The organism is Mycobacterium sp. 852014-52144_SCH5372336 (assembly GCF_001665615.1).
In the GTDB taxonomy this organism is placed as follows: Bacteria; Actinomycetota; Actinomycetes; order Mycobacteriales; family Mycobacteriaceae; genus Mycobacterium; species Mycobacterium neumannii_A.
In genome coordinates, this window is the sequence record NZ_LZSW01000049.1 from 26,755 (window position 1) to 39,322 (window position 12,568).

The following is a 12,568-nucleotide window of genomic DNA, read 5'->3' on the forward strand; positions in this document are numbered from 1 at the left end:
TCCCGTCACGACGCCGACCCCACATGGTTGGCGTGCACCTCGTCGGCGGGGCGCTCTTCGGTGACGTCCTTGGCCCAGCGGTAGTCCGGCTTACCGGCCGGCGTGCGGTGAATGTCGTCGACCCACCAGATCTTGCGCGGCACCTTGTATCCCGCGATCTCCCGGCGGATGAACGTGTCGAGCTCGGCCAGCGTCGGGTTGGTGCCAGGGCGGCGGTGCACGACGGCTGCGACGCACTGGCCGTAGCGCTCGTCGGGCACGCCGACCACGAGCGCGTCGAACACGTCGGGATGACCCTTGAGCGCGGCCTCGACCTCTTCGGGGTAGATCTTCTCGCCGCCGCTGTTGATCGACTGCGAGCCTCGCCCGAGCATCGTGACGGTGCCGTCGGCCTCGACCTCGGCGTAGTCACCCGGGATGGCGTAGCGAATCCCGTTGAACGTCTTGAACGTTTCCGCCGTCTTCTTCTCGTCCTTGTAGTACCCGACCGGGATGTTGCCCTTCTTCGCGATCAACCCGCGCACACCCGATCCCGGCTTGACCTCGTTGCCGTCCTCATCGAGGACGACGGTGCGGTGGTCGATCGTGACCCGCGGCCCGCCGGTGTGCGACTGCCCCTTGGCCACGATGCTGGTGCCGCCGAAGCCGGTCTCCGAGGATCCGATCGAATCGGTGATCACCCGGTTGGGCAGCAGTTCGAGGAACTTCTCCTTGATGCTGGTGGAGAACAGTGCGGCTGTGCTCGCGAGCAGGAACAACGCCGACAGGTCGGGCTCCCGACCGGCGTCGTGCAGTTTGGTCAGCGCGTCGAGCAGCGGGCGGGCCATCGCATCGCCGGTGAAGAACAGCAGGTTCACCTTGTGCTTCTCGATGGTCTGCCAGACCTCGTCGGCGTCGAATTCCGGTGCCAGCACCGTGGTTTGACCGGAGAACAACGACATCCAGGTCGCCGATTGGGTGGCGCCGTGGATCATCGGCGGAATCGGGTAGCGGATCATCGGCGGGTTCTCTGCGGCCGCCTTCGCCAGGTCGTACTCGTCCTTGACGAACTCGCCGGTGGCGAAGTCGGTGCCGCCGAACAACACCCGGTAGATGTCCTCATGACGCCACATCACGCCCTTGGGGAAACCGGTGGTGCCGCCGGTGTAGAGCAGATAGATGTCGTCCTCGCTGCGCGGACCGAAATCACGCTCGGGCGAACTCTGTCCGAGAGCGGAGTAGAACTCGACGCCGCCGTAACGCTCGAAGTCGTCATCGCTGCCGTCCTCCACCACCAGGACGGTCTTCACGGCAGGCGTCTCGGGAAGCACGTTCGCGACGCGGTCGGCGTAGCGGCGCTCGTGTACCAGCGCGACCATGTCGGAGTTCTCGAACAGGTACTTCAGCTCGCCCTCGACGTAGCGGAAGTTGACGTTGACCAGGATGGCGCCGGCCTTGACGATGCCCAGCATCGCAACGACGATCTCGTTGCGGTTGCGGCAGTACAGGCCGACCTTGTCGTCCTTCTTGACGCCCTGGTCGATGAGGTAGTGGGCCAACCGGTTGGCCTGCTCCTCCAACTGGGCGTACGTCAACTGGTCGTCGCCGCAGATGAGGGCGACACGGTCTGGCACGGCGTCGATGGCGTGCTCGGCGAGATCGGCAATGTTCAGGGCCACGAGACCTAAACTAGAACGTGTTACATTTCCAGACAAGTCTGTGGCATCGACGCTGGAAGGCGAACCCTCGTGAGTGATCCCCAGAAGGGCCCCGACGCCCTCATTGAGCAGCGCGGACACACCCTGATCCTGACGCTGAACCGGCCCGAGGCACGCAATGCGCTCTCGACCGAGATGCTCTCGATCATGGTGGACGCCTGGGACCGCGTCGACAACGATCCCGAGATCCGCACCTGCATCCTGACCGGCGCCGGCGGCTACTTCTGCGCGGGTATGGACCTCAAGGCGGCCACGGCCAAGCCGCCCGGCGACTCGTTCTCCGACGGCAGCTACGACCCGTCGCGCATCGACGCGCTGCTGAAGGGCCGCCGACTGACCAAACCGCTGATCGCCGCCGTCGAGGGCCCGGCCATCGCGGGCGGCACCGAGATCCTGCAGGGCACCGACATCCGCATCGCGGGCGAGAGCGCCAAGTTCGGCATCTCCGAGGCGAAGTGGAGCCTGTATCCGATGGGCGGATCGGCGGTGCGCCTGGTGCGCCAGATTCCGTACACCATCGCGTGTGATCTGCTGTTGACGGGCAGGCACATCACCGCCGCCGAGGCCAAGGAGTACGGGCTGATCGGCTATGTGGTGCCCGACGGCTCCGCGCTGGACAAGGCGCTGGAGATCGCCGAGGTGATCAACAACAACGGGCCGCTGGCCGTGCAGGCGATCCTGAAAACCATCCGCGAGACCGAGGGCATGCACGAGAACGAGGCGTTCAAGCCCGACACCGCCAACGGCATCCCGGTGTTCTTGAGCGAGGACGCCAAGGAGGGCCCGCGGGCGTTCAAGGAGAAGCGCGCCCCGAACTTCCAGATGAAGTAGGACCGCAGCGCCCCCCGCGCCCTCGCTCGTTCGTGAAACCTGCGACGGTTTCGGTCGGATTTCCGTCGCTCGTTTCACAATCGGCGCAATGGGATTAGAGCACCTTCGCCGTCGGCGTGAACGCCACCGGCATCTTCTCCAGACCACTCACGAAATTGGCGGGCCGCAAGGGCAACTCGTCGCCGGAGGCCAGTCTCAGATCGGGCAGTCGCTGCAGCAGTTTGGTCTGCATGACCGACAGCTCGAGTCGCGCGAGCTGGTTGCCCAGGCAGAAGTGCGTGCCGAAGCCGAACGCCAAGTGGTTGTTCGGATAGCGCTCGATATCGAAAGACTCGGGACGCTCGAAAACCGCCTCGTCGAAGTTGGCCGACTCGAACAGCAGGATCATTTTCTCGCCCTCTTTGAGGGCCGTTCCGTGGAACTCGGTGTCAGCGGTGACGGTCCGCGCCATGTTCTTCACCGGCGCCGTCCAGCGCAGCATCTCCTCGATCGCGTTGGGCAGCAACGACAGATCGCCCGCGAGGCGCCGATGCTGCTCGGGGTGCAACAGCAACTGCCGCGTGCCACCGGACAGGGTGTGCCGCGTGGTCTCGTCACCGCCGATCAACAGCAGCAGCACCTCGGTGACGATCTGATGGTCCTCGAGCTTGCTGCCCTCGACCTCGGCGTGCACCAACACGCTGACCAGATCGTCGGTCGGGGTCTCCTTGCGGGCCGCGATCATGCCCATCATGTATTCGCTGTAGGCCGCGAAGGCGTCCATGGTGACCTGGAATTCCTCCGGGTCCGCGGTGCTGCTGAGGGCACCCACCAGGTCGTCGGACCACTTGAGGAACATCTCGCGCTCCTCGGGACGGACCCCGAGCATGTCGCCGATGACGGCCATCGGCAGCGGCGCGGCGATGTCCCAGACGAAGTCGCATTCGCCGCGCTCGCACACGTTGTCGATCAGCGTGTCGCACAGGTTCTCGATCGAGCCCTCCAGGTCTTTCACTCGCTTACGCGTGAACCCGGAGTTGACGAGCTTGCGGCGCAGCAGATGCTGCGGGTCGTCCATCTCGATCATCATCTCGACGCCCGGTTGGTCGGGTCGGATGCCACCGGCGTTGGAGAACAGTTCCGGGTTGCGCTCGGCCTCGATCACGGCGGCATACGTTGCGGCCGCTGCCAATCCGTTGCGGTCACGGAACACCGGTTCGTTCTCGCGCATCCACTTGTAGACCGACCGCGAGTCGCCGGCGTAGAAGGCGCCGTCGGTCAGGTCGACATCGGGTTTGGTCTGCGGCGCCGTAACGGTCACGATCGAAGCTCCTCTGCATCCGCGAACGACATCTCCACGTTCCCAGCCGAACCGGAGAACAAAGCGCGTTTGGGGAAGCCTAGCGAGGCCAGTTCCTTCGCATAGGGATGTTCGCCGAGCCGGACCCTGGCTCCGCCCGGCCGGTAGCGCACGTCGCTCAGCTTCATCTCGCCGACGGTCCGGCGCACCACACCGTCGCGACAGGAGTACGTGGGGTGGGCCTGCGGCTTGGCGGTGAACTTGCCCGGAACCGGTAGGCCGGGACGGAAATCCATGCCGACCGCGAACTGGCCGTCGATGGTGACGTCGAACGAGTACGTGTGCCCGTCACGAATCGTGAACTCCGACATCACCTTCGGATAACCCCAAATCTTTGTTCCCGCCTCCAGCGTGAACGCCTGATCGACCGGCAGGTGGTGAATGAACGCACCCGCGGACTGCAGAGCCCGCGGACCCGTCGCATCCGAACCCGGCGGGTTCACCATCACGTTGGTGCCGTACTCGTAGTACTGGCCGAGGTCGCCATCCTCGTAGCGCATCAGCATCAGCACCGCGATCGCTCGGCCCGGCAGGAACCGGCAGACCTTCAGACCGCTGTAGTCGATCAATTGTTGAGCGGCGTCGGCGTCCACCGAAAACATCGCCATGTGCTGATGCGCCTTGCGGATTTTCACCGGCATGGTGAGCACCGTGCCTGCGATGGTGTGCTGGGTCATCGCGTCAATCTAGAACGCCGGGTAGACAACTAGCAAGGAAGTGTCTACTCGAGGTCTACACAAGCGCGGCGAGATCCCGAATCTGCTCGGGCGAACGCGCGCCGACGACCATCATCGTCACGCCCGCCGCCTCCCACGCCTTGATCTGTTCCTGCACATAACCGAGGTCGCCGACGATCGCCGAGTCGTCGACCAACTCGTCGGGGATGATCTTGGCCGCTCGCTCTTTGCCGTCATTTTGTCCGCTGCGGAACAGCTTGGTCACGTCCTCGACGACCTCCGCATAACCCATCCGGCGGTAGACGTCGGCGTGGAAGTTGGTGTCCTCGGCGCCCATCCCGCCCATGTAAAGCGCCAGATGCGGCTTCATCAGTTCCATGATCTCGGCGCGGTCATCGGTGACGACCACCTGCGCCGTCGCGCAGATCTCGAAGTCCTCGCGGCTGCGGCGCGCGCCGGGGCGGGCGAAGCCCTCGTCGAGCCACTCGTTGTACATGTCGGCGATGCGCGGTGAGTAAAAGATCGGCAGCCAGCCATCGCAGATCTCCGCGGCCAGTGCGACGTTCTTCGGCCCTTCGGCGCCCAGCATCACCGGAATGTCGGCACGCAGCGGATGGGTGATCGGTTTGAGGTTCTTGCCAAGACCCGTCGTGCCCTCACCGCTCAACGGCAGCGGATAGTGCGGGCCGTCGCTGCGCACTGGCGCTTCGCGAGCCCACACCTGACGCAGGATGTCGACGTACTCACGGGTGCGCGCCAACGGCTTCGGGAAGCGCTGGCCGTACCAACCCTCGACGACCTGCGGTCCAGACACCCCGAGCCCCAGGATGTGCCGTCCGCCCGAGAGGTGGTCGAGCGTCAGCGCCGCCATCGCGCACGCGGTCGGAGTGCGCGCCGACAACTGGATGACCGACGTGCCCAACCGCATGCGCTTGGTCTCGCGGCCCCACCACGCCAGCGGTGTGTAGGCGTCCGAGCCCCAGGCTTCGGCGGTGAACACCGTGTCGAAGCCGGCCTCCTCGGCGGCGGCGACCAGTTCGGCGTGGTTCTCAGGCGGTTGCGCGCCCCAATACCCCAATTGCAGTCCGAGCTTCATTTGCAGACCTCATAACGGTGTCTTGAAACCATTGTTAGAACCTGTTCTACTCGATGCCGTGACCACCAGCCAAAGCAGCCCGGTGCAGATCGATCCGCATGAGCGGCCGCTTTCCGCGCCGCTGAAGCTCTCATTCGACTACACCCGTTCAGTCGGACCACTCCTGTCCCAGTTCTTCACCGCCCTGCGCGAGCGACGCATCGTCGGAGTGCGCGGTTCGGATGGGCGGGTGCACGTGCCGCCTGCCGAGTTCGATCCCGTGACCTACGAGCGATTGACGGAAATCGTACCGGTGGCCGGTGTCGGGACCGTGGTTTCGTGGACCTGGCAGCCGGCCCCGCTCCAGGGTCAGCCTCTCGACCGGCCGTTCGCGTGGGCCCTGATCAAACTGGACGGCGCCGACACCCCGTTGCTGCACGCGGTCGATGCCGAGTCGTCCGACGCGATCAGCACCGGCGCGCGGGTGCACGCGCACTGGGTCGACCAACCCGTCGGCGCCATCACCGACATCGCGTACTTCGCCCTCGGCGACGAGGCGGAACCGGAGGGTCAGCCCGACGACCGCGACCCGGTGACGGTGCAGGTGTCGCCGTCGTCGATCGAGATCCAGCACACCGCATCGTTGCCCGAAAGCACATTCCTGCGGGCGCTCGAGGAGGGCAAGCTGCTCGGGGCGCGCTCGAAGCACGGCCGTGACGGCAAGCCAGGCAAGGTGTACTTCCCACCCAGAGAGGCCGACCCCGCCACCGGTCTCGCGCTCGACGAGTTCCTCGAACTCTCGGACAAGGGCACCGTCACCACGTTCGCCGTGATCAACATCCCGTTCGCCGGGCAGCGCATCAAACCGCCCTACGTCGCCGCCTACGTGCTGCTCGACGGCGCCGACATTCCCTTCCTGCACTTGGTGACCGAGATCGAGGCGTCGGAGGTCCGGATGGGCATGCGCGTGGAAGCGGTCTGGAAACCGCGCGAGGAGTGGGGCCTGGGCATCGACAACATCGACCACTTCCGGCCGACGGGTGAGCCCGACGCCGACTACGACTCCTACAAGCACCACCTGTAAAGGGGCTTTCATTTCATGACTTCGGACAACGGGGTAGCGGTCGTCGGCTTCGCGCACGCACCACATGTACGGCGCACCGACGGGACCACCAACGGCGTCGAAATGCTGATGCCGTGCTTCCATCAGCTCTACGACGAGCTCGGCCTGAAGCAGACCGATATCGGGTTCTGGTGCTCGGGTTCGTCGGATTATCTTGCGGGCCGGGCTTTCTCATTCATCTCCGCGATCGACTCGATCGGTGCGGTGCCGCCGATCAACGAGTCGCACGTCGAGATGGACGCGGCGTGGGCGCTCTATGAGGCCTACATCAAGATCCTCACCGGTGAGGTGGACACCGCGCTGGTGTACGGCTTCGGCAAGTCCAGCGCGGGTGTGCTGCGCCGGGTGCTGGCGCTGCAGACCGACCCGTACAGCGTGGCCCCGCTGTGGCCGGACGCGGTGTCGATGGCCGGCCTGCAGGCGCGGTTCGGACTGGACGCCGGCAAGTGGACCGCCGAGCAGATGGCGCAGGTGGCGCTGGACGCGATGACGGCCGCCGGCCGCACCGACAGCGAGAAGCCGGCCAAATCGATCGATGAACTCCTGGAACGTCCGTACTTCGCGGATCCGTTGCGCCGCCACGACATCGCGCCGATCACCGACGGCGCGTCGGCGATCGTGCTCGCCGCCGGTGACCGGGCACGTGAGCTCCGTGAGAACCCCGCGTGGATCACCGGGATCGAACATCGCATCGAGACGCCAATACTGGGCGCCCGTGATCTGACCACCTCGCCGTCGACGGCAGCGTCCGCACAGGCAGCCACCGGCGGTGACGCGGGATCCATCGAAGTGGCCGAGATCTACGCGCCGTTCAGCCACCAGCACCTGATCCTCACCGAGGCGATCGGCTTGGGCGGCAAGACGAAGGTCAACCCGTCGGGTGGAGCGTTGTCCGCCAACCCGATGTTCTCCGCGGGCCTCGAGCGCATCGGGTTCGCCGCACAACACATCTTCACCGGCTCCGCGCAGCGGGTGTTGGCGCATGCCACGAGCGGGCCTGCGCTGCAACAGAATCTGGTCGCGGTCCTGGAAGGACGGTCATGAGCAAGCAACTGGCTGCGGTACTGGGCACCGGACAGACGAAATACGTCGCCAAGCGCCAGGACGTGTCGATGAACGGCCTGGTGCGCGAAGCCATCGACAAGGCGCTGGCCGACGCGGGCGCGACGATGGACGACATCGACGCGGTGGTGGTCGGCAAGGCGCCGGACTTCTTCGAGGGCGTGATGATGCCCGAACTGTTCATGGCCGATGCCGTCGGTGCGACGAACAAGCCGTTGATCCGCGTGCACACCGCCGGTTCGGTGGGCGGTTCGACCGCGGTGGTGGCCGCCAGCCTCGTGCAGTCCGGCAAATACCGGCGCGTGCTGGCGATGGCGTGGGAGAAGCAGTCCGAGTCGAACGCCATGTGGGCGTTGAGCATTCCGGTGCCGTTCACCAAACCCGTCGGCGCGGGCGCAGGCGGTTACTTCGCCCCACACGTGCGCGCCTACATCCGCCGCTCCGGCGCACCTAACCACATCGGTGCGATGGTCGCGGTCAAGGACCGGCTCAACGGCGCCAAGAACCCGTTGGCCCATCTGCATCAGCCCGACATCACGCTGGAGAAGGTGATGTCATCGCAGATGCTGTGGGACCCCATCCGATTCGACGAGACGTGCCCGTCCTCCGACGGCGCCTGCGCACTGGTGATCGGCAATGAGGAGATTGCCGACCAGCGTCTGGCCGACGGCAACCCGGTCGCCTGGATCCACGCGACCGCGCTTCGCACCGAACCACTGGCGTACTCGGGTCGCGATCAGGTCAATCCGCAAGCGGGCCGCGACGCGGCCAAGGCGTTGTGGGAATCCGCGGGCATCACGAGCCCGATCGACGAGATCGACGTCGCCGAGATCTATGTGCCTTTCTCCTGGTTCGAGCCGATGTGGCTCGAGAACCTCGGCTTCGCAGCGGAGGGAGAGGGCTGGAAGCTGACCGAGGCCGGGGAGACCGCGATCGGCGGACGCATCCCGCTCAACGCCTCTGGCGGTGTGCTGTCCTCCAATCCCATTGGCGCGTCGGGCATGATCCGGTTCGCCGAGGCGGCGATCCAGGTGATGGGCAAGGCCGGTGAGCACCAGGTCGAGGGCGCCCGCAAGGCGCTCGGTCACGCCTACGGCGGCGGATCGCAGTACTACTCGATGTGGGTGGTTTCCAGCGACAAGCCGGCAGCGTGACCGTGACCCGGATGCAGTACACGTGCGCGGTGCCGATGTGCCCGATCGATCAGCTCGTCGACATCGCCAGGACCGCCGAGGAGGTTGGCTTCACCTCGATCGCGTTGCCGGACTCCATCTTCTATATGGAGAAGCAATCGGCGGACTACCCCTACACCCCGGATGGCTCGCGGATGTGGGACGAGAACACCCCGTGGGTGGACCCGCTGATCGCCGCCGGCGCGATGGGTGCGGTGACGTCGACGCTGCGCTTCTACACCAACGTGATGAAGTTGGGCTCACGCAACCCGCTGCTACTCGCCCGCCAGGTCGGGTCGGTGGCCAACCTGACGAACAACCGGTTCGGGTTCGGTGTTGGGATCGGTTGGGCACCTGAGGAGTTCGAGTGGTGCGGCCAGCCGTACGCCAAGCGCGGCAAGCGGGTCGACGAGATGATCGAGGTCATCAAACTCGTGCTGGCCGGCGGCATGGTCGAGTTCCACGGCGAGTTCTACGACTTCGACAAGCTGCAGATGAGCCCGGCGCCCACCGCAGCGGTCCCGTTCTACGTCGGCGGCCACACCGACGTCGCGCTCAAGCGCGCGGCGCGTGTCGGCGACGGGTGGACCAGCGCGATGATGACCGGTGAGCAGCTGGCCGAGACGATCGCCAAGCTCAAGGCGCTGCTTGCCGAATACGGCCGCGCCGACGCACCGTTCGAGTTTCAAGCGGTGTGCATCGACAAGTTCGGCGTCGACGGCCACCGTGAACTCGCCGAATCCGGCGTCACCGACAACATCGTGATGCCCTGGGTGTTCGAAGGATTGGGCTTCGACGCACCGCTCAAGGACAAACAGGATTCGATGAAGCGCTTCGCCGACACCTACATCCACTCGGGCTGGCAGCAGTGACCGTCACCAACCCCGACGCACCGGTCCACCTGGCGGGCAAGCGATCCCGCGAGGCGGCGATCGCCCACGACAAGCAGGCATGGCTGGACAACTTCGCCGAGGACGCCGTTGTCGAGGACCCGATCGGACCGTCGCATTTCGACCCGGAGGGCCAAGGCCACCGCGGCAAGGAAGCCATCGCCGCGTTCTACGATAAGGCGATCGCGCCCAGCGAGTTGCGTTTCGACTTTGTCGAGACGTTCCAGTGCGGCAACGAGGAAGCCAACGTCGGGCGCATCGTGATCCAGTCCGCGGGCTACGAGGTGACGGCCGAGGGCGTGTTCACCTACCGCGTCGACGACGAGGGCAAACTGGTCGCGCTGCGCGCCTATTGGGAGCTGGACCGCGCCACCGCCAGCGCGCGCAAGCTCTAACGGAAGATCCGGTCGGCGGCTGCGGTGGCCAGACCGAGCGTGAAGCGCTTGGCCCTCATCGTGGTTTCGTCGAGCAGCTTCCTCGGACGTGACGGGGAGACCGTCCGGACGTCGACGGCGTCGCCCACCCGAACCATGCCGGGCCGCGGGACCGTGCAGTAGACACCGAGGCACCGCTGGGCGCGGCCGGCCACGGCGCGGGTGATCCTGCGGTCCACCTCGAGTCCCGGCTGCGCTCGGCTGGGCACGACGCAGCGAACGGTCTGCGAGATGACGTCGAGGCCCACATCACCGATCCTGGCTTCGGCGCCCACCCAGCTCGATTCGGGGAGGTCCCCTTCCGGGTCGTCGAGCGTTATCAGCACATTGGGCCGGAACCGCCGCACGTCGACGTCGTCACCGATCTCGTCAGCGATGGCAGCCACGCTGGTGGCGGTCAGGATGTGCACCGGAGCGAGATCGACGAACATGCCGGGCGGCGTCGAATAGCGGCCGAGCTTCAACAGCTCGCCCATTGGGAACTTCGCCAGGTCGGGAAGCTTCTCGCCCTCGTTGACCCCGAAGTCGGCGCGTAACTGGGCCGAGGCCACGGCGTCCTTCCGGTTGTGCAGCCGCATGCGGTGCAGGCTCGTGTCCTCGGCGGGCGGCAGCGCGGTGAGCCGGACGTCGCGGTCCACCAGTTCGGAGAGCTTGGTGTGCACCGCGGGGTCGCGGCTCGACAGAACAGTGCCGTCGGGGAAGGTGATCTCCACCTCGGGCACGTTTCCGGGGCCCGCGTCCGGTGGCAGCGGGTCGGCGTAGCGAGCCGTTGCGGTCAGCAGCAGCGGAATGCGTCGCGCCGAAGCCGTGATGTCGCGTTCGAGGTCACGAACCGCCCACAGCCGGTCGCCGAGCACTCCGCGCGGACCGATATGGGTCTCGTCCACCTTGACCCCGCCCAGCGACTTGACCGGGTGGCGCCACAGTTGGGCAACTTGGCCGATGGTCATGGCGCCACCGTACCGCCCGCAGTACGCGTAACCAGCGTCGATGGTCAGGTCGGTACGTTGAGTTATTGATCTCTGTCCCGACTCTCGAGCACGAAGTCCGATCGCATTGCCTGAGAACCGCCGTCTTACCCGTCTGAAGTCGATGTCTGCGGCCGCCACGGCGGCGCTGATCTGCGCTGCCGCCGTCGGCTGCGACCCGGCTGCCACAGGTCCGGACACGGGCACCCCGACCTCGACCACGTCGCCAGCCGACTCTCCGGCGCCTGACGCCCCCACGACCAGCGGCACCGACAAGCCGGACACGACCGTCGACTACAGCCGCCTTTTGCTACAGGCGTCCGATCTCAGCGACGACGAGGACACCTTCACCGTCCAGTCGACGAACCCGGCCCCCGGCGGTCTGCCCGGCGCGAGCGCCCTTTTCGTCAACCAGGACGACACGCGTGCGATCGCCAACACGGTCGTGATCTACCCGGATGCCGAAACCGCGACCCGAACACTGCGCGAGGCCATACCCCAGCTCAACCAGGTGGTCGCCGACGCGACACCGCGACCGGCTCCGGTGGGCGCAGACGGCATCATCGCCGTCGGCGAGTCGGTCGACCGCAGCAAGGCAGTAACGATGCTGCTGTTCACGCGGGGTCCGGCGCTGGTGCGACTGGAATTTCAGAGCGCACTCGGCGACGCCACCACCGACGAATTCGTGATCAACGTCGGCAGGATGCAGGACATCGCACTGCGCACCGGCCTGCCGGAGCCGCGGTAGTCACTCCTCGACGGCGTGCAGACCCGTCGAGTACCGGCGAGCCAACTCCTGGTACGCACCGGGATTGGTGTTCACCCACATCTCCGCGCCGGTTCCTGCGATCGGGCCGCGCACCTTCGCGGGCGCCCCTGTCACCAGCACCTCGTCGGGGATCTTCGTGCCGCCGACGACGAGCGAGTGGGCCGCGATCATGGTGCGCGCGCCGACGACCGCGCCGTCGAGCACCGTGCAGTGATTGGCGAGCACCGCCTCCGCGCCGATGTGCGCACCGTGCACGACGCACGCGTGTGCGACCGTGGCGCCGGGTCCGATGTCCACAGGGATGCCGGGCGGGGCGTGCAGGATGCAGCAGTCCTGCACGTTGGCGCCCTCGCGGACCACGATCGGAGCGAAGTCGGCCCGCAGGACCGCGTTGAACCAGACCGAGGCGCCCGCCTCGACGTGCACGTCACCGACCAGCGTGGCCGTCGGCGCGATGAACGCGTCCGGATCGATCGTCGGTGCGCGCCCCTCGAAGGAGTACAACGGCATCGTTTGGTTATACCCCTAGTT

13 protein-coding genes are annotated in these 12,568 nt (G+C 66.2%); 7 read left to right on the plus strand and 6 right to left on the minus strand.

Annotated elements, in window-relative coordinates:
* Nucleotides 1–5: 5 nt before the first annotated feature.
* On the minus strand, nt 6–1,658 hold the full coding sequence (locus A5759_RS14820; protein ID WP_064425077.1) for an acyl-CoA synthetase: 1,653 nt from the start codon (nt 1,656–1,658) through the stop codon (nt 6–8).
* Nucleotides 1,659–1,727: 69 nt separating this feature from the next.
* Here A5759_RS14820 and A5759_RS14825 point away from each other — a divergent pair, with 69 nt between their 5' ends.
* Complete coding sequence (locus A5759_RS14825) at nt 1,728–2,528, plus strand: crotonase/enoyl-CoA hydratase family protein (RefSeq protein WP_064399186.1); 801 nt, start codon at nt 1,728–1,730, stop codon at nt 2,526–2,528.
* Nucleotides 2,529–2,622: 94 nt separating this feature from the next.
* Here A5759_RS14825 and A5759_RS14830 read toward each other — a convergent pair whose 3' ends face one another.
* The 3 genes from A5759_RS14830 to A5759_RS14840 are packed head-to-tail and all read right to left on the minus strand — an operon-like array spanning nt 2,623 to nt 5,640.
* Nucleotides 2,623–3,828, minus strand: a complete 1,206-nt coding sequence (locus A5759_RS14830; RefSeq protein WP_064399187.1) for a cytochrome P450 — start codon at nt 3,826–3,828, stop codon at nt 2,623–2,625.
* Nucleotides 3,825–4,544 (minus strand): acetoacetate decarboxylase family protein, encoded by a 720-nt coding sequence (locus tag A5759_RS14835; protein WP_064419346.1) that lies wholly within the window; start codon nt 4,542–4,544, stop codon nt 3,825–3,827. Before A5759_RS14835 ends, A5759_RS14830 begins: the two co-directional genes overlap by 4 nt.
* Nucleotides 4,545–4,599: 55 nt before the next feature.
* Complete coding sequence (locus A5759_RS14840; protein ID WP_064425076.1) at nt 4,600–5,640, minus strand: LLM class F420-dependent oxidoreductase; 1,041 nt, start codon at nt 5,638–5,640, stop codon at nt 4,600–4,602.
* A 58-nt stretch (nt 5,641–5,698) separates the two neighbouring features.
* Between A5759_RS14840 and A5759_RS14845 the strand changes: the two genes are divergently transcribed.
* Genes A5759_RS14845 through A5759_RS14865 form a run of 5 tightly spaced genes read left to right on the plus strand, consistent with a single transcriptional unit; the run spans nt 5,699 to nt 10,261 of the window.
* Nucleotides 5,699–6,703, plus strand: a complete 1,005-nt coding sequence (locus tag A5759_RS14845) for a Zn-ribbon domain-containing OB-fold protein (RefSeq protein ID WP_064419344.1) — start codon at nt 5,699–5,701, stop codon at nt 6,701–6,703.
* A gap of 15 nt (nt 6,704–6,718) precedes the next feature.
* Nucleotides 6,719–7,786 carry a thiolase domain-containing protein gene (locus A5759_RS14850; protein ID WP_064399191.1) on the plus strand — a complete coding sequence of 356 codons (1,068 nt, stop codon included), beginning with the start codon at nt 6,719–6,721 and terminating at the stop codon, nt 7,784–7,786.
* Nucleotides 7,783–8,958 carry a thiolase domain-containing protein gene (locus A5759_RS14855; RefSeq protein WP_064399192.1) on the plus strand — a complete coding sequence of 392 codons (1,176 nt, stop codon included), beginning with the start codon at nt 7,783–7,785 and terminating at the stop codon, nt 8,956–8,958. Before A5759_RS14850 ends, A5759_RS14855 begins: the two co-directional genes overlap by 4 nt.
* An 11-nt stretch (nt 8,959–8,969) precedes the next feature.
* A complete protein-coding gene (locus A5759_RS14860) occupies nt 8,970–9,848 on the plus strand; it encodes a TIGR03619 family F420-dependent LLM class oxidoreductase (RefSeq protein WP_064399363.1) in 879 nt (292 codons plus the stop codon).
* Nucleotides 9,845–10,261 carry a nuclear transport factor 2 family protein gene (locus A5759_RS14865; RefSeq protein WP_064425075.1) on the plus strand — a complete coding sequence of 139 codons (417 nt, stop codon included), beginning with the start codon at nt 9,845–9,847 and terminating at the stop codon, nt 10,259–10,261. Before A5759_RS14860 ends, A5759_RS14865 begins: the two co-directional genes overlap by 4 nt.
* Here the strand turns inward: A5759_RS14865 and A5759_RS14870 are convergent.
* Nucleotides 10,258–11,250 (minus strand): MOSC domain-containing protein, encoded by a 993-nt coding sequence (locus A5759_RS14870; protein ID WP_197506047.1) that lies wholly within the window; start codon nt 11,248–11,250, stop codon nt 10,258–10,260. The genes A5759_RS14865 and A5759_RS14870 overlap by 4 nt on opposite strands.
* 142 nt (nt 11,251–11,392) lie before the next feature.
* Between A5759_RS14870 and A5759_RS14875 the strand changes: the two genes are divergently transcribed.
* A complete protein-coding gene (locus A5759_RS14875; RefSeq protein ID WP_066841072.1) occupies nt 11,393–12,016 on the plus strand; it encodes a hypothetical protein in 624 nt (207 codons plus the stop codon).
* Here the strand turns inward: A5759_RS14875 and A5759_RS14880 are convergent, their stop codons facing one another.
* Nucleotides 12,017–12,547: a gamma carbonic anhydrase family protein gene (locus A5759_RS14880; RefSeq protein ID WP_066841074.1), complete on the minus strand. Its 531-nt coding sequence runs from the start codon at nt 12,545–12,547 to the stop codon at nt 12,017–12,019.
* Between the last annotated feature and the right edge of the window lie 21 nt (nt 12,548–12,568).